At 71.5% G+C, this 24,213-nt stretch carries 24 protein-coding genes; 13 read left to right on the top strand and 11 right to left on the bottom strand.

Annotated elements, in window-relative coordinates; all coding sequences use genetic code 11:
- Positions 1–4 precede the first annotated feature (4 nt).
- Both AC5Y2S_RS16830 and AC5Y2S_RS16825 read right to left on the bottom strand, forming a co-directional pair.
- Positions 5–3,313: an ATP-dependent helicase gene (locus AC5Y2S_RS16830; protein WP_499957411.1), complete on the bottom strand. Its 3,309-nt coding sequence runs from the start codon at positions 3,311–3,313 to the stop codon at positions 5–7.
- Positions 3,280–6,399, bottom strand: a complete 3,120-nt coding sequence (locus AC5Y2S_RS16825; protein ID WP_499957212.1) for an ATP-dependent helicase — start codon at positions 6,397–6,399, stop codon at positions 3,280–3,282. Before AC5Y2S_RS16825 ends, AC5Y2S_RS16830 begins: the two co-directional genes overlap by 34 nt.
- An 86-nt stretch (positions 6,400–6,485) precedes the next feature.
- Here AC5Y2S_RS16825 and AC5Y2S_RS16820 point away from each other — a divergent pair, with 86 nt between their 5' ends.
- The 3 genes from AC5Y2S_RS16820 to AC5Y2S_RS16810 are packed head-to-tail and all read left to right on the top strand — an operon-like array spanning position 6,486 to position 7,776.
- Positions 6,486–6,683, top strand: a complete 198-nt coding sequence (locus AC5Y2S_RS16820) for an Rv3202a family protein (protein ID WP_499957211.1) — start codon at positions 6,486–6,488, stop codon at positions 6,681–6,683.
- Complete coding sequence (locus AC5Y2S_RS16815; protein WP_499957210.1) at positions 6,680–7,465, top strand: alpha/beta fold hydrolase; 786 nt, start codon at positions 6,680–6,682, stop codon at positions 7,463–7,465. Before AC5Y2S_RS16820 ends, AC5Y2S_RS16815 begins: the two co-directional genes overlap by 4 nt.
- A 2-nt stretch (positions 7,466–7,467) precedes the next feature.
- Positions 7,468–7,776, top strand: a complete 309-nt coding sequence (locus AC5Y2S_RS16810) for an MGMT family protein (RefSeq protein ID WP_499957209.1) — start codon at positions 7,468–7,470, stop codon at positions 7,774–7,776.
- A 139-nt stretch (positions 7,777–7,915) separates the two neighbouring features.
- On the opposite strand, the gene AC5Y2S_RS16805 is transcribed toward AC5Y2S_RS16810, so the two are convergent.
- From AC5Y2S_RS16805 to AC5Y2S_RS16795, 3 genes are all read right to left on the bottom strand, one after another.
- Entirely contained in the window at positions 7,916–8,770 is an 855-nt protein-coding gene (locus AC5Y2S_RS16805; RefSeq protein ID WP_499901386.1) for a TIGR02569 family protein, read from the bottom strand.
- Positions 8,771–8,806: 36 nt separating this feature from the next.
- A complete protein-coding gene (gene moeZ, locus AC5Y2S_RS16800; RefSeq protein WP_499957208.1) occupies positions 8,807–10,009 on the bottom strand; it encodes an adenylyltransferase/sulfurtransferase MoeZ in 1,203 nt (400 codons plus the stop codon).
- Between the two features lie 181 nt (positions 10,010–10,190).
- The gene (locus AC5Y2S_RS16795; protein WP_499957207.1) at positions 10,191–11,225 is read right to left on the bottom strand and encodes a DUF3152 domain-containing protein; all 1,035 of its coding nucleotides are present in this window, start codon (positions 11,223–11,225) and stop codon (positions 10,191–10,193) included.
- A gap of 171 nt (positions 11,226–11,396) precedes the next feature.
- On the opposite strand from AC5Y2S_RS16795, the gene fasR reads away from it, so the two are divergent.
- Positions 11,397–12,083 carry an HTH-type transcriptional activator FasR gene (gene fasR / locus AC5Y2S_RS16790; protein ID WP_499901389.1) on the top strand — a complete coding sequence of 229 codons (687 nt, stop codon included), beginning with the start codon at positions 11,397–11,399 and terminating at the stop codon, positions 12,081–12,083.
- Here the strand turns inward: fasR and AC5Y2S_RS16785 are convergent.
- On the bottom strand, positions 12,070–12,342 hold the full coding sequence (locus tag AC5Y2S_RS16785; RefSeq protein ID WP_499957206.1) for a DUF3107 domain-containing protein: 273 nt from the start codon (positions 12,340–12,342) through the stop codon (positions 12,070–12,072). The two genes, fasR and AC5Y2S_RS16785, sit on opposite strands and share 14 nt — an antisense overlap.
- A gap of 202 nt (positions 12,343–12,544) precedes the next feature.
- Between AC5Y2S_RS16785 and AC5Y2S_RS16780 the strand changes: the two genes are divergently transcribed.
- Complete coding sequence (locus tag AC5Y2S_RS16780; protein ID WP_499957410.1) at positions 12,545–13,264, top strand: MmpS family transport accessory protein; 720 nt, start codon at positions 12,545–12,547, stop codon at positions 13,262–13,264.
- A gap of 4 nt (positions 13,265–13,268) precedes the next feature.
- Here AC5Y2S_RS16780 and AC5Y2S_RS16775 read toward each other — a convergent pair whose 3' ends face one another.
- Positions 13,269–13,976: a ferritin-like fold-containing protein gene (locus tag AC5Y2S_RS16775; RefSeq protein WP_499957205.1), complete on the bottom strand. Its 708-nt coding sequence runs from the start codon at positions 13,974–13,976 to the stop codon at positions 13,269–13,271.
- A 267-nt stretch (positions 13,977–14,243) separates the two neighbouring features.
- On the opposite strand from AC5Y2S_RS16775, the gene AC5Y2S_RS16770 reads away from it, so the two are divergent.
- Positions 14,244–15,758 (top strand): DEAD/DEAH box helicase, encoded by a 1,515-nt coding sequence (locus tag AC5Y2S_RS16770; RefSeq protein ID WP_499957204.1) that lies wholly within the window; start codon positions 14,244–14,246, stop codon positions 15,756–15,758.
- 15 nt (positions 15,759–15,773) lie between these two features.
- On the top strand, positions 15,774–16,988 hold the full coding sequence (locus AC5Y2S_RS16765) for an Rv3212 family protein (protein ID WP_499957203.1): 1,215 nt from the start codon (positions 15,774–15,776) through the stop codon (positions 16,986–16,988).
- A gap of 121 nt (positions 16,989–17,109) precedes the next feature.
- Here AC5Y2S_RS16765 and AC5Y2S_RS16760 read toward each other — a convergent pair whose 3' ends face one another.
- Entirely contained in the window at positions 17,110–17,910 is an 801-nt protein-coding gene (locus AC5Y2S_RS16760; protein ID WP_499901394.1) for a ParA family protein, read from the bottom strand.
- A 113-nt stretch (positions 17,911–18,023) separates the two neighbouring features.
- Here AC5Y2S_RS16760 and AC5Y2S_RS16755 point away from each other — a divergent pair, with 113 nt between their 5' ends.
- From AC5Y2S_RS16755 to AC5Y2S_RS16745, 3 genes are read left to right on the top strand one after another with little or no spacing between them, the layout of a single operon-like run.
- Entirely contained in the window at positions 18,024–18,635 is a 612-nt protein-coding gene (locus AC5Y2S_RS16755) for an acid phosphatase (RefSeq protein WP_499957202.1), read from the top strand.
- A complete protein-coding gene (locus AC5Y2S_RS16750; RefSeq protein ID WP_499957201.1) occupies positions 18,632–19,729 on the top strand; it encodes an isochorismate synthase in 1,098 nt (365 codons plus the stop codon). Before AC5Y2S_RS16755 ends, AC5Y2S_RS16750 begins: the two co-directional genes overlap by 4 nt.
- Positions 19,726–20,208, top strand: a complete 483-nt coding sequence (locus tag AC5Y2S_RS16745; protein ID WP_499957200.1) for a GNAT family N-acetyltransferase — start codon at positions 19,726–19,728, stop codon at positions 20,206–20,208. Before AC5Y2S_RS16750 ends, AC5Y2S_RS16745 begins: the two co-directional genes overlap by 4 nt.
- Here the strand turns inward: AC5Y2S_RS16745 and AC5Y2S_RS16740 are convergent.
- Positions 20,160–20,591: a hypothetical protein gene (locus tag AC5Y2S_RS16740; RefSeq protein WP_499957199.1), complete on the bottom strand. Its 432-nt coding sequence runs from the start codon at positions 20,589–20,591 to the stop codon at positions 20,160–20,162. The genes AC5Y2S_RS16745 and AC5Y2S_RS16740 overlap by 49 nt on opposite strands.
- Positions 20,592–20,660: 69 nt before the next feature.
- Between AC5Y2S_RS16740 and AC5Y2S_RS16735 the strand changes: the two genes are divergently transcribed.
- A complete protein-coding gene (locus AC5Y2S_RS16735; RefSeq protein WP_499957198.1) occupies positions 20,661–21,626 on the top strand; it encodes a diacylglycerol/lipid kinase family protein in 966 nt (321 codons plus the stop codon).
- 270 nt (positions 21,627–21,896) lie between these two features.
- Positions 21,897–22,151: a transcriptional regulator WhiB1 gene (gene whiB1 / locus AC5Y2S_RS16730; protein ID WP_066932419.1), complete on the top strand. Its 255-nt coding sequence runs from the start codon at positions 21,897–21,899 to the stop codon at positions 22,149–22,151.
- Between the two features lie 62 nt (positions 22,152–22,213).
- Here the strand turns inward: whiB1 and AC5Y2S_RS16725 are convergent, their stop codons facing one another.
- Together AC5Y2S_RS16725 and AC5Y2S_RS16720 are read right to left on the bottom strand one after the other, a co-directional pair.
- Positions 22,214–23,716, bottom strand: a complete 1,503-nt coding sequence (locus AC5Y2S_RS16725) for a sensor histidine kinase (RefSeq protein ID WP_499957197.1) — start codon at positions 23,714–23,716, stop codon at positions 22,214–22,216.
- Between the two features lie 31 nt (positions 23,717–23,747).
- A complete protein-coding gene (locus AC5Y2S_RS16720; protein WP_066932464.1) occupies positions 23,748–23,963 on the bottom strand; it encodes a biotin/lipoyl-binding carrier protein in 216 nt (71 codons plus the stop codon).
- A 173-nt stretch (positions 23,964–24,136) separates the two neighbouring features.
- Here AC5Y2S_RS16720 and AC5Y2S_RS16715 point away from each other — a divergent pair, with 173 nt between their 5' ends.
- Positions 24,137–24,211 (top strand): 50S ribosomal protein bL37, encoded by a 75-nt coding sequence (locus tag AC5Y2S_RS16715; RefSeq protein WP_003416889.1) that lies wholly within the window; start codon positions 24,137–24,139, stop codon positions 24,209–24,211.
- The last annotated feature ends 2 nt before the right edge of the window (positions 24,212–24,213 follow it).

Below are 24,213 nucleotides of genomic sequence, written 5' to 3'. Positions count from 1 at the left end.
ACTCCTATGTAACCACGCTGGCTGGCCGCCCACCGGGTATCGGGTCGCCCAGCAATGCGGCCAGCTCGGCGGGATCCGGCAGTTCGTCGGGGGTGACGGTGGCGCCGGTGCGCACGTAGTAGAAGGCGGTGCGCACCGACGACTCCGGGACTTGCGTTAGCGCCGCCCAGGCCAGGCGGTAGACGGCGAGCTGGACCGCGGCCTGCCGCATGGCTTCCGCCCCGCGCGGGGGCTCGCCGGTCTTCCAGTCCACGACGGTGGCCCCGCCGTCGGGGTCGGCGAACACGGCGTCGATGCGACCGCGCACCACCGTCTCGCCGATCGGCATCTCGAACGGCACCTCGACGGCCACCGGCGTGCGGGCCGCCCACCGCGATTGGGCGAACGCCGCCTGCAGCGCGGCCAATTCCCGGGTGTCGCCGACCTCGGAGTCCGCCGCGCCGGGCAGGTCGCCGAGATCGAACAGCGAGTCGGCGCCGTAGAACCGCTGCACCCACGCGTGAAAGGCGTTGCCGAGCAACGCATGCGGGTCCGGGCGCGTGGGCAGCCGGTGCACCAACCGCTGCGCCGCGGCCACCGGGTCGCGCGCCAGGTCGACCAGCCCGCTCACCGAGACCTGGCTGGGCAGCGCGTGGACGGGTGGTGCGGCCGACCGCACCCGCTCGGCCAACAGCGCGTCGACGTCGGCCGCCCACCCGTCGACGTCGGCGCCGGCCCCGTCCAGCTCGCCCGCCATGGCCCCGGCCACCAGCGCGGCCCCGGCTTCGACGGCGGCGCGCCGCGCGGCCAACGGGTCGGCGGGCCACACCGCCTCGACGACGTTGTCGCGCATGGGATTTCGCTCGCCGTCGGCCGGGTCGGGCGCCCAGTGGTCCACCACCCCGCACGGATCGCCGTCGGCGGCCGAACGGTCGATGATGTCCTTGAGCTCGCATAGGAACTCCGACGGGCCGCGCGGTTTGACCCCGGTGGCTCCCCACTGGTGGCCGGACAGCAGCAGGGTGTCCTCGGCCCGGGTGATCGCCACGTACAGCAGCCGGCGTTCCTCGTCGACGCGCCGCTGCTCGAGTTGGCGCCGGTGCTCGAAGATCTTGTCCGACAGCTGCTTTCGATGGGTGACAGCCGAAGTGTCCAGCACCGGGATGCCCAGCGCGCCCGCCGAGGCGCGGTCGCCGCGCAACAGGGGCGGCAGCTCGGCGGGGTCGGTGAGCCAGGTGCTGCGCGACGCGGTCGACGGGAAGATGCCGCCCGACAGGTGCGCGACCGCAACGACCTGCCACTCCAGGCCCTTCGCCGAGTGCACCGTGAGGACCTGCACCCGGTCGCGCGCGACCGCCGCCGGGGCCGGCGGTAAACCGTTCTCCACCGCCTCGGCGGCGTCGAGGTAGGCCAGCAGGCCGGCGACCGACGCCGTCACCGGCTGGTCTGCCGCGGCGCGTGTTCGCTCGGCGTAGCCTGCGACGACGTCGGCGAAGGCGTCGAGTTGCTCGGCGCCGGTCCATCCGGCCGAGATCGCCGCGCCGGCGCGGACCTCGCAGTCGACACCCAGCGCCCGGCGCACCTCGGCGACCAGGTCGGGCAGCGAGTGACCGAGGTGGCCGCGCAGAGCGCCCAGTTCGGCGGCCAGCGCGGCGATGCGCCGATAGCCCGTGACCGAGTACGCGCCGGCCGGGCCGGGATCGCTGATCGCGTCGGCCAGGCAGGCCGTATCGGGGTCGGGCCCGGCCGCCATCGCGATCGACTCGGGCGACGTCGCGCCCGGGCGTTCCCCGGCCAGGGCCACCGCACGCTGCCACAGCGCGGCGATGTCGCGACCGCCGAGGCGCCAGCGCGGGCCGGTCAGCACCCGCATGGCCGCCGCGCCGGCGGTCGGATCGGCCACCAGCCGCAGCATGGCCACCACGTCGGCGACCTCGGGGATCGACAACAGGCCGGCCAAACCCACCACCTCGACCGGGATTCCGCGCGCGCGCAGCGCGTCGGCGACGGGCGCCGCGTCGGCGTTGCGGCGCACCAGCACCGCGGCGGTCGGCGGGGCGGCGCCGTCACCCTGCCGGTACCGCTCATGGATCTGGTCGGCAATCCATTCGCGCTCGGCCGCCACGTCGGAGAGCAACGCGCAGCGCACGGTGCCGGGCGCGGCGCCCGGGCGGGGGCGCAGGGCGCGCACCGCGACCGACCGGCGCCGCGCCTCCGCCGAGATCGCGTTGGCCACCCGCAGGGCGCGCGGCGGGTTGCGCCAGCTGGTCCGCAGCTCCAAGACCGGCGCCGGGGTGCCGTCGGAGCGGGGGAAGTCGGTGGAGAACCGCGGCAGGTTGGTCGCCGAGGCGCCGCGCCAGCCGTAGATCGACTGAATCGGATCGCCGACGGCCGTCAGCGCCAGCCCGTCGTCGGCGCCGCCGCCGAACAGCGCCGACAGCGCGATGCGTTGGGCGTGCCCGGTGTCCTGGTACTCGTCGAGCAGCACCACGCGGTAGCGGTTCCGCAGCTCCTGACCCACCTGCGGGAAGGCCACCGCCAGCCGCGCGGCCGACGCCATCTGCATGCCGAAGTCCATCGCCTTCGCGGCGTGCATCCGCTGGTGCAGCGCGTCGAGCAGCGGCACCAGCTCGGCGCGCTCGGTCTGGGTGGCCAGCAGCCGCAGCAGCCACTGGCTGGGCCCGCGGTCGCGCTGGTAGGGGCCTGCCGGCAACGCGTGGATCAGCCGCTCCAGCTCGACGTGGGTGTCGCGCAGCTGGCCGGTGTCGACGAGATGCTCGGCCAGCTGCCCCCACAGCCGCAGCACCATCGAGGTGACAGCGGCCGGTGTTTTGTCGGTCCGCAGCTCGCCCCGGTACCCACTGACCACGTCGAAGGCCAGCTGCCACAGCTCGGTCTCGCCGAGCAGCCGGGTGTCCGGCTCGACGGGCAGCAGCAGGCCGTGGTCGCGCAGCAGCGAGCCGGCGAAGGCGTGGTAGGTGCTGACCGCGGGGGTCGCGTCCGCTTCGCCGGTCGCCCCGAGGCCGATGCCGGCCAGCCGGGCCAGTCGGGACCGGACCCGGCGCAGCAGCTGCCCGGAGGCCTTGCGGGTGAACGTCAGCCCGAGCACCTGGCCGGGCGCCGCGTAGCCGTTGGCGACGAGCCACACCACCCGCGCGGCCATCGTCTCGGTCTTGCCGGCGCCGGCGCCGGCGATGACGACCAGCGGCCCCGGCGGTGCGGCGATGACGGCGGCCTGCTCGTCGGTGGGCGGGAAAAGCCCCAGCGCGCAAGCTAATTCGGCCGGGCTGTAGCGTGGGGTCACGGCGTTGCCCCGTCGACGTGGGCCGGGCAGCACCGCCGTATCGGGCAGTGGGTGCAGCCGTCGTTGCGCCGGGCGATGAACTGCGGCCCGGCCGTCGCGTCGGCGGCCCGCCGGACGAGGTCGCGCCAGTCGTCGAGCGCCGCCGCGGTCAGCGGATCCTGCTCACGCACCGTCGCGCCGCCGGCCCCGGTCTTGCCGACATAGACCAGCCGCGCCCCGCCGGGCTCGGCTCCCGCGTCGATCATGCCCTCGGCCACCGCCAGCTGATACATCGCGAGCTGCGCGTGTTGTTGGGCATCGTCCTTGCTGACGGGGCTCTTGCCGGTCTTGATGTCGACGATCACCAGCCGGCCGGCCGCGTCGCGTTCCAGCCGGTCGACTCGCCCGCGCAGCCGGATCTCGCCGCCGTTATCGCGCGGCTGGGTCAGCGTTCCGTCGACGCCCACCTCGACGCCGACCTCGGTCAGCTCGCCCCGGGTCTGCGCCCGCCACTGCACGAAGGCCGCGACCATCGCGCGGTGCCGGGCCAGCTCGTTGGCCGAATGCCACCGCGCGTCGAAGGGCAGGTGCTTCCAGGCCCGGTCCAGCTCGGCCAGCAGTTCGGATTCCGTCCTGGCCGGTTCGGCGATCAGCGCGTGCAGCACCGAGCCGATCGTGGACCGCAGATCCCGCGCGTCGGTTCCGCCGTGCCGTTCAGCCAGCCAGCGCAGCGGGCAGTCGTTGAGCGTCTGCAGGGTCGAGGGCGTCAGCGTGACGGGCGCCGCGGCGGACCGCAGCGGCTCCGTCGTGCTGACCGGGATCAGGCCATGCCAGCCGGCCGGGTCGGCGCCGGGCACACCCGCGTCGGCCAACCGGGCCAATTGCATTGCCGCGCAACGGCGCACGGCGTCATCCACCGCCCCGCCGGGCGCACACACGACGCCGCGCAGCCGGCCCACCAGCGCCGCCGCGGACAACACCCGGGGCGCCGAGATCGGTTGCCCGTCAACGGGATCGTCGTCGGCCCACTGCGCGACCTCGGAGAAGAACGCCGACGGCAGCGCGGCGTCCCCGTCGGTCCCGTCGGTGTCGCTGTCCACGGCCGTCACCAGCAGCCGGCGCCGGGCCCGGCCCATCGCCGCCACCAGCAGCCGGCGCTCCTCGGCCAGCAGCGGTGCCCGCACCGACGCGTCCGCGGTGACGCCGTCGAGCGCGTCGAGCAGCCGCTGCGTGTTCAGCACGCCGCCGCGCGGAATCGTGTTGGGCCACAGCCCTTCCTGCAGCCCGGCGACGATCACGAAGTCCCATTCGTGCCCCAGCGCGGCGTGGACGCTGAGCACCCTGACCTGCTCCGCCTGCGACACCGGCTCGGGGTTGGCGCCGGGCAGCTGAAGCGCGGCGACGTGCTCGACGAGCCCGCGCAGCGACGCGCCGGGCGTGCGGGACACGTACTGATCGGTGACGTCGAACAGGCCGGTCACCGCCTCGAGGTCCCGGGTGGCCTGGGCGCCGGCCGGGCCGCCGCGCTCGCTGGCCGACAGCCAGCGGCGCTGCAGGCCCGACCGATGCCAGGCGGCCCACAGGGTGTAGCGCGGGTCTTGGCCCGCGCCGTGGCAGCGCGCGGCCGCGTCCAGCACCGCGCGCACCCGCCCCAGCGCCCGGGCGTGCGGTCCGTGCGGCGGCGAGTCGGCCCGCAGGGCCTCCACCAGCAGGCCGCCGACGTCGCCGGGCGCACGATCAGCGTTGGCGCGCTGCAGGGTTCGGCGCAGCTGCCGCAGCGCCACCGGGTCGACGCGGCCAATGGGGCCGGTCAGCAACGCCAGCGCCTGGTCCCCGTCGAGACTTCCCGCGGTGGCGGCCAGAACGGTGAGCAGCGCGCGCGCCGCCGGCTCGTCGGACAGCGGTCCGCTTGACGCGGGTGCGGCCACCGGGACGCCGGCGGCGGCCAGAGCGCGCGGCAGCCGCGCCCCGGCGCGCGGCACCGACCGGACGATGACGGCCATCTGAGACCACGGGATCCCGTCGATCAGGTGGGCGCGCCGCAGCGCGTCGGCGATCAGGGCCGCCTCCGCGTGCGCCGACGCGGCCAGCCGCGCATGGACGGATCCGTCCTCGGGCCCGACGCCCTCGATGCACCTGCCGGCGCTGCCGCCGGGCAACCGGCGCGCGACGCCGCTGACGGCGCGCGCGACGGCTGGAGCACAGCGATGGGATCTCGTGAGCGTCACCGCCGGTGAATCGTCGGTCAGCAGCCCCGACGCCTCGCCGCCCCGGAAGCCGAACACCGCCTGGTAGGGGTCACCGGCGGTCAGCGTCACCTCGGTGCCCGCGGCCAGCACCCGAACCAGCCGGGCCGCCTGCGGGTCGAGCTGTTGCGCGTCGTCGATCAGCAGGACGCGGACCCGGGCGCGCTCGGCGGCCAGCAGTTCCGGATCGACGGCGAAGGCCTCCAGCGCGGCTCCGACCAGCTCCGCGGCGCCGAACGCCGGCGACGTGGCCTGCGGCGCCGCCGTCCCGACGGCCGCGCGCAGCAGCATCACCTGCTCGTACTGCCGCGCGAATTGGCCGGCAGCGGTCCATTCCGGGCGCCCGCAGCGACGGCCGAGCCGCTCCAATTCCTGCGGATCGACACCCCGTTCGGCGCAGCGCGCCAACAGGTTTCGCAGCTCGGTGGCGAACCCGGCGGTGGCCAGCGCGGGCCGCAGGTGGGCCGGCCACGCGCTCGCCCCGTCCTCGAGGTCACCGGCCAGCAGTTCCCGGATGATGGCGTCCTGTTCGGCGCTGGTGACCAGCCGCGGGGGGGCGTCGCCGGCGCGTTCGGCGGCCCGGCGCAGCACCGCATATGCGTAGCTGTGCACGGTGCGCACCAACGGCTCGCGAACCGCGGCCCGGGCCGCGCCGGCGGAACGCGATCCCAGCAGCGCCGTCGTCAACGCAGCGCGCGCCCTCGGCCCCATCCGGCCGGAACCGGTAAGCAGCAGAACCGATTCCGGAGCGACGCCCGCGCCGATCTGGGCGACGGTAGCGTCGATGAGCAGGCTGCTCTTGCCGGTGCCCGGCCCGCCCAGGACACGCACCCGGCCGCGCAGGCCGGGCGCCAGGAGCGCACCCGCCTCGTCGTCCCAGGTGTATGACATGGCTGCATGCAATCACGTGGGTCTGACAGAATCCGGATACTGGATAGAAGGAACCCGAAACGCCCCGCTAGGCAAGGAGAGATTGGATGGGTATTGGTCCCGACGACGTAGTGCCCGAGGCGGACGCGGCGGAGCAGCGTCAGGCTCTCGAAGCCGAGGACGAAGCCGGCCTGGACACCGACTACCTGGCCGACGCCGCCGATCGCGATGCCAACGAGGCGGACGTCATCGAGCAGGCGTTCGTCCTCCCCGCCGACGACGACCGGGATGACACCGCCGGGTGACCGCCGACCTGCACGTGCACCGCTTCGGCCCGGGCGGTCCGGTGCGGATGCTGGCCCTGCACGGCCTGACCGGTTACGGCGGGCGCTGGCAGCACCTGGCCGGCTATCTGCCCGAAATCGACATCGCCGCACCGGATTTGCTCGGCCACGGCGCGTCGTCGTGGGCGGCGCCGTGGACCATCGACGCCAACGTCTCGGCGCTGGCCGCGCTGCTCGACGACACCGCCGACGCGCCGGTGCTGGTGGTTGGGCACTCGTTCGGCGGCGCGCTGGCGCTGCAGGTGGCCGCGGCGCACCCGGAGCGGGTGGCGGCGCTGCTGCTGCTCGACCCGGCGGTCGGGTTGGACGGGGGCTGGATGCGTGACATCGCCGCGGCGATGTTCGCCTCCCCCGACTACCCCGACGTCGACGAGGCGCGCCTGGAAAAGGCCGCCGGCTCCTGGGCGGACGTCGATCCCGCGTGGCTCGACACCGAGATCGACGAGCACCTGATCGAGCTGCCCAACGGGCGCTACGGCTGGCGCGTCAGCCTGCCGGCCATGATGTCCTACTGGAGCGAGCTGGCCCGAAACGTCGTGCTGCCGCGGGCCGGAACCGCGACGACCCTGGTTCGGGCCAAGCAGACGTCGCCGCCGTACGTCAGCGATCAGTTGATCGAGGGGCTGCAAGGGCGCCTCGGATCCGATTTCCGGCTGCTGGATTTCGACTGCAATCACATGGTGCCGCACTCCAGGCCCACCGAGGTCGCGGCGTTGATCCGCGAGCTGTCAGAAGCCCGCTGACCGTGGCGCCGGTCACCGATGAGCAGGTCGAGCGGGTGCGTGCCCTGGTCGCGGCGATCCCGTCGGGCCGGGTCGCCACCTACGGCGACATCGCCGCTGTCGCAGGGCTTTCCAGCCCCCGCATCGTCGGGTGGGTGATGCGGACCGATTCCTCCGACCTGCCCTGGCACCGGGTGATCACCGCGTCCGGGCGCCCCGCGCGGCACCTGACCACCCGGCAGCTGGAGCTGCTGCGCGCCGAGGGCGTCCTCGCGAAAGACGGCAGGATCGCGCTGGACGAGGTCCGCTACGAGTTTCCCTCGGGGGCCTAGTGCACCCGCCGGAGCTTTTTACTGAATTCCATTGTGCGCTCATGGCTTTGAGTGAGCGTCTTCGGGGCACATTTCGCGGAAATACCGCTCCCATTGCACATTGAAAGCCGTGAGCTCACACTCCGGTGCGCGATCAGGCCTAGAGAACCAGCCGGACCAGGGCCGCGGTGCGGGCCAGGCCCGGGAATGCCTCGGCGGTAGACCGCGGGTGCAGCGCGTGCACGGCTAACCGAAACATCAACGCCCGCAACAACATCTGCGGCCACTCCGGCAGCGCGTTCCAGCGTTCGATGAGCCCGTCGTCGGCCTCGCCCCAGGACAGCGCGTCGACGACGACGACGCCGGCGGCCCACGACGCGGGCCGCCAGTAGGGGGTGATGTCGGTGATGCCGGGCGCCGCGGTGCCGATGAAGAGCACCGTGCCGTAAAGGTCCCCGTGGACCAGCTGGTTGGGGCTCTTGGTCGGCTTGCGCAGGCTGGCGAGCTGGCCGATCAGCTCGACCGACTTCTCGGCGTCCGACGACGGCGGCGCCGTGCGCGCGCCCGGCGGCACGGACGCCAGCGGCCGCTCTTCCCACGCGGCCCGGTCGGCGGCGATGAACACGTCGACGTCGCCCCAGGGTGCGGTGGGGCCCTGGGTCAGGAAGCGGGGGCGTTCCAGTTTTCCGGTCGCCTCGTGCAGGCGCACGGCCGCGGAGACGACCTCGTCATGGCGGGGCTCCGGCGTGCCCGCGACGAAGGTGTCCGCCCGCCATCCCGACACCACGTAGCGCCCGTCGGTGGAGCGAACCGGCCGGGCCAGCCGGACGCCGTCCACGAACAACGTCTCGCGCACCCTCGCCGACCAGGCGGCGCGGGCGTGGTCGGCGACGATCGACAGCACGACCTCGCCGCAGCGCCAGCCGCCCTCCCAGCTGGCCCCCAGCAGGACGGGCTTCACGCCGGTCAAACCAAACGCCGCCAGCACATGCTCCGGCGGTGGCTCGACTGTCACACCGGTAGCGTAATGGAGCCGATCGGCCGGATCGGGTCAGTACATCACCATGTCGGGCTGCATCTGTTTGGCCCACGCCACGATGCCGCCCTGCAAATGCACCGCGTCGGAGAAGCCGGCCTTCTTAACCGCGGCCAGCGCCTCCGCCGAGCGCACGCCGGTCTTGCAGTACAGGACGGCCTTGCGGTCGTGCGGCAGCCGCGCCAGGCCCTCGCCGGAGCTGAGCAACGACTTCGGGATCAGCTGGGCGCCGTCGATGTGGTTGATGTCCCACTCCACCGGCTCGCGGACGTCGATCAGGGCCAGCTTCTTGCCCGAGTCCAGCAACTCGCGCAGCTCGCGCGGGGTGATGGTGGAGTCGGCGGCCGCGGCGGCGCCATCTTCGGACACCGCGCCACAGAAGTCCTCATAGTCGATCAGCCCGGTGATCCTCGGCGTCGACGGGTCCTTGCGGATGCGGATCGTGCGGTAGCTCATCTCCAGCGCGTCGTAGATCATCAACCGGCCCAGCAGTGGCTCCCCGATCCCGGTGATCAGCTTGATCGCCTCGGTGCCCATCACCGACGCGATGGACGCGCAGATGATGCCCAGCACCCCGCCCTCGGCGCAGGACGGGACCATCCCGGGCGGCGGCGGCTCCGGGTAGAGGTCGCGATAGTTCAGGCCGCGCTTATTGCCGCCCTCATCGGCCGGCGCGTCCTCCCAGAACACCGACACCTGGCCCTCGAAGCGGTAGATCGACCCCCACACGTAGGGCTTGCCGGCCAGCACCGCGGCGTCGTTGACCAGATACCGGGTGGCGAAGTTGTCGGCGCCGTCGATGATCAGGTCGTACTGGCGGAACAGGTCGACCGCGTTGTGCGGCTCGAGCCGGAACTCGTGCAAGCGCACGTCGACCAGGGGGTTGATGGCGGCGATCGAGTCGCGCGCCGACTGGGCCTTGGACCGCCCGACGTCGGCGACGCCGTGGATGATCTGGCGCTGCAGGTTGGACTCGTCGACGACGTCGAAGTCGACGATGCCGATGGTGCCGACGCCCGCGGCGGCCAGGTAGAGCAACGCGGGGGCGCCGAGGCCGCCGGCGCCGATCACCAGCACCCGCGCGTTCTTCAGCCGCTTCTGCCCGTCGACACCCAGGTCCGGGATGATCAGGTGCCGGCTGTAGCGGGCCACCTCGTCACGACTCAGCCGGGCCGCGGGCTCGACCAGTGGCGGCAGTGACGTCTCGGATGTCGACACCGAACAACTCCTCGGTAACTTTCGTCAGCTCTATCCATCACAGCAGTTGCGCCAATCAACGGCAAACAAACCACCGTTGCTTCCCGCGGCCGGCGCGAACGCTGCGCCGGCGTGACGGTGGCCGGGCAGGGCCCGACAAACACCGCTGGATGTCGCGCTGGCGCGACGTTCGATGCGCGCGTCAGGCGATCGGATACGGCCAGGGGTTGAACCGGCAGGTCTTGCCGTCGGCCTTGACGAAATCGGGGTCGAACTTGGCCGCGTCGTCGTTGGAGGTGGAGAACGTCTGCTGCATCATCACCGGCGCCAGGCCGCCCTGCTGCTCGCAGGGCTCGTGCCGCACGTACCCGATGGCGTGGCCCACCTCGTGGTTGATCACGTACTGCCGATAGGAGCCGACGTCGCCCTCGAACGGCACGGCCCCACGAACCCAGCGCGCCTCGTTGATGAAGACCCGCGCCTGCCGGTCGGGCCCGAAAACCGGGTTGTAGCAGGAGGTCTCCAGCCGGAATTCGTAGCCGCATCCACCGCGCACCGTCACCGGGGACACCAGCGAGATCCGGAAGTCGGGCTTGGCCCCGCCCGTTCCGTCGATCCGGATGAACGCGAATTGCGGGTTGTGCGTCCAACCCTTGGGGTTGTCGAGCGTCTGGTCGACCATCTCGGCGAAGGCCTCGTCGCCGCCGAACATCGTTGGGTCGATGCCGTTTTCGACCTCGACGGTGTAGCGGAACACCTTGGCGGTGCCCTGACCGACCTGTGGCATCGCGCCCGGCACGATGTGCCACATCTTGTCGCCCGCCTCGGTGAACGGGCCGCCGTCCGGCAGGGTGCCGGCGGGCAGGTTGGCGTCGAAGGCGGCGAGCCCGCGGGGCGGCGCGTCGATGATCGACGTGCCCACCGCGCCGATGTCCGGCGTGCCCTGGATGGATTGCGTCGCCGTCGGTTTCGGCACGCTCGTTCCGGTGACGGTCTGATAGATCACCAACCCGGTGAGCACCGCCAGAACCGGCAACGCATAGGCCCGCCAGCCGTAGGTGGAGACGAAGCGCCCCAGCCACGTCTGCTTGCGCCACTGGCGCTGCCGCTCGCGGTCGGCGCGGGTGCGTCCAGCCCCGGGGCCGATCGGGTCACGCAGCGCGCGAAGTGGTTCTCGCCACTCGTCGCGCACCATGGGAACCCGACCGGTGCCGCGCACGGGCCGCTGGGACGTCATTGCCCCAGGATTGCACAGCAGGCACGGTGACCGCCCTTGGCGCGCCCGAATGCGGCCCGCGACACCGTGTCTGCCAGCGCAGACGGCGGCGATGACGATCACGAACGGACCACGGGTAGTAATGTCTTTGCGACGAGCCGCGAGCGGCGGCGACAAGCAGATGAGGACTCGATGAGCGATCTCGCCAAGCCGGCGGCACGACGCGCCGTCAAATCGGCCGACCGCGGTCGGCCGGGAGACGGCGTCGTGGCCGCCAACCGGCGCGGCAACCGCTTGCCCCGCGACGAGCGCCGCGGCCAGCTGCTGATCGTCGCCAGCGACGTCTTCGTCAACCGCGGCTATCACGCGGCCGGCATGGACGAGATCGCCGACCGGGCCGGGGTCAGCAAACCGGTTCTGTACCAACACTTTTCCAGCAAGCTGGAGCTCTACCTGGCGGTGCTGCACCGGCACGTCGAAAACCTGGTCTCCGGTGTGCAGCAGGCCCTGAGCACCACCACCGACAACCGGCGGCGGCTGCACGCGGCGGTGCAGGCGTTCTTCGACTTCATCGAGCACGACAGCCAGGGCTACCGGCTGATCTTCGAGAACGACTACGTCACCGAGCCCGAGGTCGCCGCGGAGGTGCGGGTCGCGACCGAATCCTGCACGGACGCCGTGTTCGATCTGATCAGCGCCGATTCCGGGCTCGACCCCCACCGCGCCCGAATGATCGCGGTGGGATTGGTCGGCATCAGCGTCGACTGCGCCCGGTACTGGCTGGACTCCGACCGCCCGATCTCCAAGGCCGACGCGGTCGACGGCACGGTCCAGTTCGCCTGGGGCGGGCTGTCACACGTGCCGCTTACTCGCCCTTAGCGGCCTTTCCCGCGTGCTTGCCCGCCGACTCGGCGCCGATGCCGAACCCGACCCGGCGCGCGTCCGCGACACCGATTTCGACGTAGGCGATCTTGGAGCTCTGAATCAGGAAGCGACGGCCCCGCTCGTCGTTCATGCTGAGCAGGCCTGAGCCGTCGCGCAGCGCGGCCGCCACGAGCTCTTCGACTTCGGCTTGCGTCTGCGTACTGGACAGGACCAGCTCCCGCGGACTGTCCGTGATACCGATTTTGACCTCCACGGTGGCCCCTTCCGTTCGTATCAAAGGCTTTGAAGTTCCTCAGACGTGTCAGCAGCAGGCTAGTGGACGCGCCTGGGCCGCATGTCTCCCCGGCCCCCCGGTTCGCGATAAGCGAACCGCGGCCCGACCGAAGATAACGATTCGCTCCCAGCTCGGCCAACATGGCCTTCGCCGCCCGGTTCGCGATAGTCACATCGGTAACATCGGCACCATCAGAAACATGCTCACCGATCGTCTCGGCCCGGTTTACGACTACCCCGACGACGACTACGACGGAGCCGACACCGACGTCCTGGGCGGCTACGGCGATCTGGCCTGGCCGGCCGACACGCGCTGGCGCCCGGCCGCCGCGATCCTCGGCGCGGTGGTGGCCATCGGCGCCATCGCGACCGCCGTCATCGTCAACAGCGGCGACAGCGCGTCGACGAAGGCGACCGTCGGGGCGACACCGCCCCGGACGCTGACCTCCGCGCCGCCCGCGCCCAGAACCCCTGTCGCCCAGCCCAGCCCGTCTCAGACCCCGTTGCCGCCCGAGACGGTGACCACCGTCGCCCCGCCGCCCAGCGCCTCGCCCAGCCCGTTGCCGACGCCGGCGCAGACGCCGACCGCCCTGCCGCCCCCGGCGGAAGCACCGCCGCCGGTCGCGCTGAACCCGCGCACCGTCGTCTACACCGTCACCGGGACGAAACAGCTGCTGGACCTGGTGAACGTGGCCTACACCGACGCCCGCGGCTATCCGCAGACCGAGTTCAACGTGTCGCTGCCGTGGTCGAAGATGATCGTCCTGAACCCCGGGGTCCAGACGGTGTCGGTGATCGCGACCAGCTTCTACGGCCGGCTCAACTGCTCGGTCGTCAACGCCGCCGGTCAGCCGGTGGTGACGTCGGCCAACAACGGCGTCGTGGCGACCTGTACCCGCTGAGGCGTCAGCTCAGGCCGAGTTCGCGCATCCGCCGGTCGTGCGTCTGCTGCAGGCGGTCGAAGAACGCGGTGAGCTGGCCCAGGCCGCCGGGCCCGGACACCACCAGGTCGACCAGCTCGTCGTGCTCGGCCAGCACGTACTGGGCCTGGGTGATCGCCTCTCCGAACAGCCGGCGGGACCACAGCGCCAGCCGGCTGCGCTGTTTGCCACTGGATGTCACCGCGGCGCGCACCTCGGCGACGACGAACTGCGAATGCCCGGTCTCCGACAGCGCCGCGCGCACCACGTCGGCGACCTCGTCGGGCAGCCCGTCGGCGATCTCCAGGTACAGGTCGGCGGCCAGCGCGTCGCCGACATAGGTCTTCACCAGCGCTTCCAGCCAGGTGCTCGGCATGGTCAGCCGGTGATAGTTCTCCAGCGCCGAGACGTACTTCGACATCGCCGGCACCACGTCGACGCCGCGGCGTTCCAACGCGTCCCGCAGCAGCTCGTAGTGCTGCATCTCGGCGGCGGCCATGCTCGCCATCGAGATCCGTCCCCGCAGGTCGGGCGCCATCCGCGCCTCGTCGGTGAGCCGGTAGAACGCGGCGACCTCGCCGTAGGCCAGCACCGCGAACAACTCGTTGACGCCGGGGTGATCCGCCGACAGCCGCGAGGCAGGCGGATCGTCCACCTGATCGGCATGGGAGGGCCCGGAAAGGGGCGGGGTCATGGCAACACTCTAGTCGGCGGGATTAGCACCAAATGGGCGCCAGCTTGCGACCAGCTATCATGGACACAGGTATTGGCTGAATTTTTACCGCCCGCCAGTATCTGCGAAATGTGCGTGCACAGCTGGCCCGCCCGTCCTGACCCGGTCAGGCCGTATCAAGGGCCGCGCCTCGGCGACGTATTCGGAGTCGGAACTCGTGCGCGCGTGACCGCGACAGAGAAACACCGACACAAACCGATATGTCACCGAAAGGCTTACCACCCACGCATGAGCACAACTGAACTGACTTTTGCCAACCTCGGCGTTCGCGACGAAATCGTCCGCGCCCTCGCCGAAAAGGGCATCGAGCGGCCCTTTGCCATCCAGGAACTGACCATGCCGCTGGCGCTCGCCGGCGACGACGTGATCGGCCAAGCTCGCACCGGCATGGGCAAGACCCTCGCCTTCGGCGTCCCGCTGCTGAACCGCATCACGTCCGGAATCGGCGTCCGGGAGCTCAACGGCACACCCCGGGCCCTGGTCGTGGTGCCCACCCGCGAGCTCTGCCTGCAGGTGACCGAGGACCTGGCCGCCGCTGCCAAGTACCTCACCGCCGACAAGGGCCGCCGCCTGTCCGTCGTCTCGATCTACGGCGGACGGGCCTACGAGCCACAGATCGAGGCGCTGCAGGCCGGCGCCGACGTCGTGGTCGGCACCCCCGGCCGGCTGCTCGACCTGGCCCAGCAGGGCCACCTGCAGCTGGGCGGGCTGTCCATGCTCGTCCTCGACGAGGCCGACGAGATGCTCGACCTGGGCTTCCTGCCCGACATCGAGCGCATCCTGCGCCAGATCCCCGAGGACCGGCAATCCATGCTGTTCTCGGCGACCATGCCGGGCCCGATCATCACGCTGGCCCGCACCTTCATGAACCAGCCCACCCACATCCGCGCTGAGGCGCCGCACTCGGCGGCCACGCACGACACCACCGAGCAGTTCGTCTACCGGGCCCACGCGCTGGACAAGGTGGAGTTGGTCAGCCGCGTGCTGCAGGCCGAGGGCCGCGGCGCGACGATGATCTTCACCCGCACCAAGCGCACCGCGCAGAAGGTCGCCGACGAACTGGCCGAGCGCGGCTTCAAGGTCGGCGCCGTGCACGGCGACCTGGGCCAGATCGCGCGCGAGAAGGCGCTGAAGGCGTTCCGCAACGGCGACATCGACGTGCTCGTCGCCACCGACGTCGCCGCCCGCGGCATCGACATCGACGACATCACCCACGTCATCAACTACCAGATCCCCGAGGACGAACAGGCCTACGTGCACCGGATCGGCCGCACCGGCCGCGCCGGCAAGACCGGTATCGCCGTCACCCTGGTGGACTGGGACGAGCTGCCCCGATGGTCGATGATCGACAAGGCGCTGGGCCTGGAAAACCCCGAGCCCGCCGAGACCTACTCGAACTCGCCGCACCTCTACGACGAGATGGGCATCCCCGCCGAGGCGGCTGGCACGGTCGGCTCGCCGCGCAAGTCACCGGTCAAGCGCCGCGACACCGACCGCGACGGCCGCCAGGGTGCGGACAAGCCGGAGAAGTCCGGCCGTTCGCGCTCCGGCGCGCCGCGCCGGCGCACCCGCGGCGGCCAGCCCGTCACCGCCCACCGCGCCACCGCCAACGGCGAAGCCGCCGTGACGACGTCGGAGACAGCCTCGGGCGCGCCCACCGGGACCTCCAGCAGCAGCCGGCGCCGCCGCCGGCGCCGCAAGCCCGCCTCGCAACCGAGTACAGCCCCCGCCGCAGCCAACTGAGGCCCGCGCCGCCGCATGGTCAAACCGGAGCGCCGCACGAAGGGCGATATCCTGGCCGCCGCGGCGATCGCGGTCGTCGTCGCCGTCGCGGCGGCGCTGATCTGGTGGACCAGCGACGCGCGGGCCACCGTCAGCCGTCCCGCCGCCACTCCGGCGCCCGCGCCGACGCCCGCCCGCGACGTCCCCGCCACCCTCAAGCAGCTGTGGACGGCGCGCAGCCCCGGCACCACCGCGCCCGTCGTGGTCAGCGGGACGATCGCGACCGCCGACGGCCGCCGGGTCGACGGGCGCGACCCCGGCACGGGACAGTCCCACTGGAGCTACGCCCGCGACAGGGACCTGTGCGGGCTGTCCTGGGTCTACCACTACGCCGTGGCCGTCTATCAGGACGACCGCGGGTGCGGGCAGGTCAGCACCCTCGACGGCGCCACCGGCCGGCGCGGCGCCGCCCGCAGCGGCTACGCCGACCCGAGCGTGCGCCTTTCCTCCGACGGCACCACGGTGCTATCGGCCGGCGACACCCGGCTCGAACTGTGGCGCTCCGACATGGTCCGGATGCTGGCCTACGGCGAGACGGACGCGCGGGTGAAACCGTCGGCGCGCGGGCTGCACTCGGGATGCCGGCTGATCTCGGCGGCGGCCAGCTCGTCGGCGGTGTCGGTGCTGGAGAGCTGCGCGCCCCAGGGCGACCTGCGGCTGGTCCTGCTGCGCCCGGGCAAGGAAGACGACGAACCTCAGCAACACGTCGTGGCCGAACCCGGGATCGGGGCCGATTCGGGCGCCCGGGTGCTGACGGTTTGGGAGAACAACACCGCGGTGTATCTGCCGTCCCCGCAACCCCGGATCGACGTCGTCGACGACACCGGCACCACCGTGGCGAGCACGCTGCTGGCCAAGCCACCGTCGAGCTCGGCGGCGGTGTCGCAGACCGGCAACCTGGTGACCTGGTGGACCGGTGATTCGCTGATGGTCTTCGAGGCGACCAACCTGACCCTGCGCTACACGATCGCCGCGGGCGAGACGACGGCGCCGCTGGGGCCGGGCGTCATGATGGCCGGCCGGCTGCTGGTGCCGGTCACCGGCGCGATCGGCGTCTACGACCCGCTCAGCGGCGCGAACGAGCGCTACATCCCGGTGAACCGGGCGCCGGGCGACGCGGCGGTGGTCCCGGCCGTTTCGGGCTCCCGGGTGTTCGAGCAGCGCGGCGACACCGTCGTGGCCCTGGGCTGAGCCCGGGGTTTGGGTGTGAATCCTGGGCTTCGGGTGTGAACCCTGGGCGGCGACACGCCGAACGGCGACGCCGTCAGCGCACACCCAACGCCGTCAGTTCACACTAACGCCGTCGCCGCGGCTAGATCTCGACGGCGAACGTCGGCAACGGTTTGCCGGTCTTCCAGTGCTTGAGCAACGCCTTCGCCAGCTCGGCGTAGGCCACCGCCCCTTTGTTCTTGCGCCCGGCCATCACCGACGACCCCGACGCGCTCGCCTCGGCGAACCGCACCGTGCGCGGGATCGGCGGGGCGAGCACCGGCATTTCGTAGCGGTCGGCGACGTCGACCAGCACGTCGCGGGTGTGGGTGGTGCGGGAGTCGTACAGCGTCGGCAGGGCGCCCAGCAGCCGCAGGTCCGGGTTGGTGATCTGCTGGACGTCGGCGACGGTGCGCAGGAATTGGCCGACGCCGCGGTGCGCCAGCGTCTCGCACTGCAGCGGCACGATGACCTCGTCGGCCGCCGTCAGCCCGTTGAGGGTGAGCACGCCCAGCGACGGCGGGCAGTCGATGACGACGACGTCGAACTGGTCGGAGAGCTTGGCCAGCGCGCGTTTGAGCGCGTATTCGCGCCCGGCCCGCATCAGCAGCATCGCCTCGGCGCCCGCGAGGTCAATGTTGGCCGGCAGCAGCGTCATTCCCTCCATCGTCGTGACGAGCGCGGCGTTCGGCTCGACCTCACCGAGCAGGACCTCGTGCACCGACACCGGCAGCTTGTCGGGATCCTGGCCCAGCGAGAAGGTCAGGCAACCCTGCGGATCCAGATCCACGAGCAGCACCCGCTGGCCCTCGTCCGCCATCGCCGCCCCCAGCGAGGCCACCGTGGTCGTCTTGGCGACCCCGCCCTTCTGGTTGGCCACCGCCAATACCCGGGTCTTACTCACGAACGCCCGCCCCTCCATTGTGTTGCCGCGGTCACAGTGCCCATCCTGGCATGTTCGACCGCCATGCGCTTCGGCCGACGGCCCGGCATGTCCGTCCGGCAGAATCGGTCGGCATGGGCATCTACAACCACCGGCTGGTGCTGCTCCGCCACGGCGAAACCCCGTGGTCCAAGTCCGGCCAGCACACCGGACGCACCGATCTCGAGCTCACCGATCACGGCCGCGTCCAGGCCGAGCTCGTGGGCCGCGTTCTGGCTGAACTGAATCTCGCCGACCCGCTGGTGGTCAGCAGCCCGCGCATCCGCGCGCTGACCACCGCCAAGTTGGCCGGCCTCACCGTCGACGAGGTGTCGCCCCTGCTCGCCGAGTGGGACTACGGCTCCTACGAGGGGCTGACGACCCCGCAGATCCGGGAATCCGACCCCGATTGGCTGGTGTGGACGCACGGGTGCCCGGGCGGCGAGAGCGTGGCTCAGGTCAGCGACCGCGCCGACAAGGCCGTCGAATTCGCGTTGGGGCACATGGGCACGCGCGACGTGGTGTTCGTGGGCCACAGCCACTTTTCCCGCTCGGTGATCACCCGCTGGGTCGAGTTGCCGCTCGTCGAGGGCAGCCGGTTCTGGATGCTCGCCGGCTCGGTCGCCGTGTGCGGGTTCGAGCACGGCGTGCGACAGCTCGCCGCGCTCGGATTGACGGGCAACCCTCAGGCGATCGCACCCGGGTGAGCACCGAACCGCCATTCGCGCTGTGCGGTCCCCGGGGGACGCTCCTCGCCGAGGGGGTGCGCGCAAGTTACCGCGACCTGGGCGCGGCCCAGGCCGCGCTGCGCTCGGGCTCGGCCCCAATAGTGTTGGGCGCGTTGCCTTTCGACGTGAACCGGCCCGCGGCCCTGCTGGTGCCCGGCGCCGTGATATCCACCGACGGGCCGCCTGACTGGCCGGCGGGCCCGCTGCCGCCGGTGCGCGTCGCCGCCGCGGTCCCGTCGCCGGCTGACTACCGCGCCCGGATCATTCGCGCGCGGGACGCACTCGCGGCACCCGACAACCCGCTGCACAAGGTGGTGCTGGCCCGTGCCCTGCGACTGGTCGCCGACGCGCCGCTGGATGCCCGCGAGATCCTGCGCCGCCTGGTCGCCGCCGACCCGGCCGCCTACGGCTACCTCGTCGACCTGACCGCAGCCGGCGACGACTACGCCGGCGCGGCGCTGGTGGGCGCCAGCCCCGAACTCCTGGTCGCGCGCAGCGGCGATCGCGTGGTGTGCCAGCCGTTCGCCGGTTCGGCCCCGCGGGCCGCCGACCCGGAGGTCGACGCGGCCAACGGGGCCGCGCTGGCCCGTTCCGCCAAGGACCGCCACGAGCATCGGCTGGTGATCGACACCATGCGCGCGGCGCTGGAGCCGCTGTGCGACGAATTGACCATCGCGGGAGAACCACAGTTGAGCCGCACCGCGGCGGTCTGGCACCTGTGCACCCCGATCAGCGGCCGGCTTCGCGAGAAGTCAACCACCGCAATCGATCTGGCGCTGGCGCTGCACCCCACCCCGGCGGTCGGCGGCGTTCCGACGAAGGCCGCGACCGAGCTCATCGCCGAGCTGGAGGGTGACCGCGGCTTCTACGCCGGCGCCGTGGGCTGGTGCGACGCCGGCGGCGACGGCCACTGGGTGGTGTCGCTGCGCTGCGCACAGCTGTCGGCCGACCGCCGCACCGCGCTTGCGCGCGCCGGCGGGGGCATCGTCGCCGAATCCGATCCCGACGACGAAGTCGCGGAAACCACAACGAAATTCGTCACGATATTGAACGCGCTGGAAGTTGAGCAATGACGGAAAACATCCGCCGCGCCATCCCGCAGGACGCCGGCGATATTGCCGACATGATTCACGCGCTCGCCGAATTCGAACACGCCGCCGAGCAATGCACCGTCACCGAACCACAAATTTCCACAGCGCTTTTCGGTAATTCGCCCGTCGTGCACGGGCATGTGGCCGAAGTCGACGGCGCGATCGCCGCCATGGCGTTGTGGTTCCTCAACTTCTCCACCTGGGACTGCGTCGCGGGCATCTACCTCGAGGACCTGTTCGTACGGCCCGGTTTTCGCCGCCGCGGCCTGGCCCGCAAGCTCCTGGCGGCGCTGGCCCGCGAATGCGTCGACCAGGGCTACACGCGGTTGTCGTGGGCGGTGCTGAACTGGAACGTCGACGCCGTCGCGCTCTACGAGGGCGTCGGCGCCGCGCCGCAGCGCGAGTGGACCACCTACCGGCTGTCCGGCCCGCCGTTGGCCGAGCTGGCGCGGCGGCCCTGATCGCCGGCGGCGGCCCAGCGCACGGCCGCCGGGGTGAAGAGCAGCACCAACACGCTCAGCGCCACCACCCCCACCGGGACGCCGAAGGCCGGCCGGTGCGAGCCGACTGCGATGTACCACGCCACGGGCAGCAACAGCAGCTGCGTGAAGACGCCCACCCCGCGGCCCCACCGCTTGCCGAGCAGCAGCGCGCGTCCCGCGGCCAGCACCACGCCGCCGACCAGAACGAACCACGCCGCCGTGCCCAGTCCGTCGACCACGCGCTGGTCGGCCCCCGCGATGCCGCGCACCACCAACACGATGGCCATGACCAGGGCGGCCGCGCCCTGCACCGCGACGATCACGCCCGCCGCACGGACGGGGGACGGGGCGCGCGGGGTCACAGCGACAGCGTAGTCAGGCCCGCTTGCCCCAAAGCGGGGCCTTAACCGCCACGCATAAGCTCGTGCATCATGCGCGCCGTGCTGATCGTGAATCCCACAGCCACGTCCACCACTCCAGCCGGTCGCGACCTTCTCGCGCACGCGCTCAAAAGCCGCCTGCAGCTGACCGTCGAGCACACCACCCACCGGGGCCACGGCACCGAGCTCGCGCACCGGGCGGTCCAGGACGGGGTCGACCTGGTCGTCGTGCACGGCGGCGACGGCACGGTGAGCGGCGTGGTCAACGGCCTGCTGGGCCATCCGGGCACCGCTGCGGCGGGGCCCGTGCCCGCCCTGGCGGTGGTGCCCGGCGGGTCGGCCAACGTGCTGGCCCGGTCGCTGGGCATTTCCCCGGATCCGGTGGCGGCGACCAACCAGCTCATCCAGCTGCTCGACGACTACCGCCGCCACCAGACGTGGCGGCGCATCAGCCTGATCGACTGCGGCGAGCAGTGGGCCGTGATCAACGCCGGGATGGGCGTCGACGCGGAGGTGGTCGCCGGGGTGGAAAAGCAGCGCAACAAGGGCGTCAAGGTCACCCCGCTGCGGTATTGGCGCGTGGCGATACCCGTCACGCTGGCCTTCCGCCGTCGCGAACCGCTCCTCACGGTGGAGCTGGCCGGCCGCGAGCCCGTCACCGGCGTGCACTTCGCCTGGGTGTCCAACACCAGCCCCTGGACCTACAGCAACAGCCGCCCGCTGGTGACCAACCCCGGCTGCAGCTTCGAGTCGGGCCTCGGGGTGTTCGCCCTGACCGAGATGAAGGTGTTCCCCACGCTGCGGCTGGTCAGCCAGTTGCTGGGCAGCGGGCCGAAGGGCGACCCGCCACAGCTCGTCCGCGACGACGACGCCGCCTGTCTGCGGGTGGCCTCGACCGCCGGCCCGGTGGCGAGCCAATTCGACGGCGACTACCTCGGGCTGCGCCAAACCATGACGTTCAGGTCGGTTCCGGATGCGCTGGCCGTGGCCGCCCCGCCCGGCAAAAATCACCTCTGAGCTGCGGCGACCAGCGTTCGGGAGCAATATCACAGCGGAAACGGCCCCGCAGTGTAGTACAACGGACTAAGGGCTTGAATAAGAAGTCGGTGAAGTGAGATAGCCCACGAGGCTGCGCACGACTATTGACATCTGTTGAGCCTGTGAAACGATCGAAAGGTTGCATGCAGAAATTCATGTAGGGGCGCGGACCCTTTTCTTGTGCACGCTTTAACAGCCGAAGAAAAAGACCGTGCGCCTTGCTGCGCACTCAGTGAGGAGTAACAACTTATGGATTGGCGCCACAAGGCGGTCTGTCGCGACGAGGATCCGGAGCTGTTCTTCCCGGTAGGGAACAGCGGCCCGGCGCTCGCGCAGATCGCTGACGCGAAACTGGTCTGCAATCGGTGCCAGGTGACCACGGAGTGCCTCTCCTGGGCCCTGAACACCGGCCAGGACTCGGGCGTCTGGGGGGGCATGAGCGAAGATGAGCGGCGCGCACTCAAGCGTCGCAACGCCCGGACGAAGGCCCGCAGCGGAGTCTGACGGCAGCTTGCATACGGTGCGGCCCCGACGGATCGTCGGGGCCGCACCGTTGTGTGGGGCACTTACAGCAACAGCCGCGTCCGCCGGCCGATCGGCACCCGCAGCACCACGTCGGTGCCCCGGGCCGGGGCGTGCCGCATCCCCAGCGTGCCGTCCAGCTCCGCCGACACCAGGGTCCGCACGATCTGCAGGCCCAGGCTGTCGGAGTTCTCCAGGCTGAACCCGTCGGGCAGCCCGCGCCCGTCGTCGTGCACGACGACGTCGAGCCAGCGCGCCGAGCGCTCGGCCCTGATGGTCACCGACCCTTCCTGGGCGGCCGGGTCGAAGGCGTGCTCGATCGCGTTCTGGACGAGCTCGGTGATCACCATGATCAGGGCCGTCGCGCGGTCGGAGTCCAGCACGCCCAGGTCGCCGACCCGGTTGATCCGGATCGGCCGGTCCACCGACGCCACGTCGTTCATGATCGGCAGGATCCGGTCGATGACCTCGTCGAGGTTCACCTGCTCGTCCACCGACATCGACAGCGCGTCGTGGACCAGGGCGATCGACGACACCCGGCGCACCGACTCGATCAGCGCCTCCCGGCCCTCGGCGTTGGCGGTCCGCCGGGCCTGCAGGCGCAGCAGCGCGGCCACCGTTTGCAGGTTGTTCTTCACCCGGTGGTGGATCTCGCGAATGGTGGCGTCCTTGGAGATCAGGGCCCGGTCGCGGCGCTTGACCTCGGTGATGTCGCGGATCAGCACCGCGGCCCCGGCGCCGGCGCCGTGGACCACCAGCGGCAGCGTCCGCAGCAGCACGGTGGCGCCCCCGGCGTCGACCTCCATGCGCATGCTCCGGCCGCCGGCCAGCAGGTCGCGCACGTGCTCGGCCACCTCCTGCGCCTCGAAGGGGTCGGAGATCAGCGGCCGCGTCGCGTCGACGAGGTGGTGGCCCTCCAAATCCGACGTCAGCCCCATCCGGTGGTAGGCCGACAGCGCGTTGGGGCTGGCGTACGCGACGACGCCGTCGACGTCGAGGCGGATGAAGCCGTCACCCGCGCGCGGCGTGGAGCGCGACATGACCACGTCGCCGACGTCGGGGAAGGTGCCCTCGGCGAGCATGTGCACCAGGTCCGCGGCGCACTCCCGGTACGCCCTCTCCAGCTGGCCGGACGCGCGGTCCGCGGCCTCCGCGGTCTGATGCCGCGTCAGCACCGCGACCACGTGGCCGCCGTACCGCACCGGGGAGGCCGCGACGTGGGTGCCGGGCAGCTCCCACGAATGTTGTTGGCCCGCATCGCTTTCGGGCGCGACGGCGCCGGTGTCGAAAGTCTCGGCGACGAGCGGCAGCCGGTCGGCGGCGACGACGGTCCCCACCGCATCGGTTTGCAGCACCGTGGGCGCGGTGTTGGGGCGGCACTGCGCCACGCACACCAGCTCGCCGTCATCGCGGCGAACCCACATCAGGTAGTCGGCGAACGACAGGTCGGCCAGCAGCTGCCACTCCCCCACCACCGCATGCAGGTGGTCCACCGCGTTGCCCGGCAGCATCGTGTGTTCGGCAAGCAGATCACCGAGCGTGGACATGCGGATACGAGGGTTTCGGGTGGCCCGGCGGCTAGCTGATCACGGCGATGAGGTCGCCTGCCTGGATGACGTCACCCACCGACACGCTCACCTTGCTGACGGTGCCGTCGACTTCGGCCAGGACCGGGATCTCCATCTTCATGGACTCCAGCAGCACCACGATGTCGCCCTTGCCGATCGAGTCGCCCTCGTTGACGACCACCTCGAGCACGCTGGCCACGATCTCGGCGCGAACATCCTCCGCCATCTTCACCCCACTCATCCTGGCCATCGACGCATGCTGGCTGCTGGTCTATCAAGCTCATGTATATCGAACCACAGGACCGGTGCGGGCCGCGGCACGCGGGGCGTGAGACAATGTGAGACAAGCTAACGGGTGCGCGGCGCCCGATCGATGCACAATCACGGAGGTTGGAAGAAATGGCCAAGCGTGGCCGGAAGAAGCGCGACCGCAAGTACAGCAAGGCCAACCACGGCAAGCGGCCCAATTCCTGACG

It is taken from the genome of Mycobacterium sp. NGS69 (assembly GCF_059812165.1).
The sequence above is the reverse complement of the archived record's forward strand: the minus strand, read 5'-3'. Positions and strand labels throughout refer to the sequence as shown.

Bases quoted from the DNA above. Each gene is read 5' to 3' on its own strand.
- AC5Y2S_RS16795 (WP_499957207.1), bottom strand. From the start codon at position 11,225: ATGACGTCCCAGCGGCCCGTGCGCGGCACCGGTCGGGTTCCCATGGTG.
- AC5Y2S_RS16775 (WP_499957205.1), bottom strand. From the start codon at position 13,976: ATGACCCCGCCCCTTTCCGGGCCCTCCCATGCCGATCAGGTGGACGAT.
- AC5Y2S_RS16735 (WP_499957198.1), top strand. From the start codon at position 20,661: ATGCGCGCCGTGCTGATCGTGAATCCCACAGCCACGTCCACCACTCCA.
- AC5Y2S_RS16755 (WP_499957202.1), top strand. From the start codon at position 18,024: ATGGGCATCTACAACCACCGGCTGGTGCTGCTCCGCCACGGCGAAACC.
- whiB1 (WP_066932419.1), top strand. From the start codon at position 21,897: ATGGATTGGCGCCACAAGGCGGTCTGTCGCGACGAGGATCCGGAGCTG.
- AC5Y2S_RS16770 (WP_499957204.1), top strand. From the start codon at position 14,244: ATGAGCACAACTGAACTGACTTTTGCCAACCTCGGCGTTCGCGACGAA.
- AC5Y2S_RS16765 (WP_499957203.1), top strand. From the start codon at position 15,774: ATGGTCAAACCGGAGCGCCGCACGAAGGGCGATATCCTGGCCGCCGCG.
- AC5Y2S_RS16745 (WP_499957200.1), top strand. From the start codon at position 19,726: ATGACGGAAAACATCCGCCGCGCCATCCCGCAGGACGCCGGCGATATT.
- fasR (WP_499901389.1), top strand. From the start codon at position 11,397: ATGAGCGATCTCGCCAAGCCGGCGGCACGACGCGCCGTCAAATCGGCC.
- AC5Y2S_RS16825 (WP_499957212.1), bottom strand. From the start codon at position 6,399: ATGTCATACACCTGGGACGACGAGGCGGGTGCGCTCCTGGCGCCCGGC.
- AC5Y2S_RS16820 (WP_499957211.1), top strand. From the start codon at position 6,486: ATGGGTATTGGTCCCGACGACGTAGTGCCCGAGGCGGACGCGGCGGAG.
- AC5Y2S_RS16725 (WP_499957197.1), bottom strand. From the start codon at position 23,716: ATGTCCACGCTCGGTGATCTGCTTGCCGAACACACGATGCTGCCGGGC.
- AC5Y2S_RS16720 (WP_066932464.1), bottom strand. From the start codon at position 23,963: ATGGCGGAGGATGTTCGCGCCGAGATCGTGGCCAGCGTGCTCGAGGTG.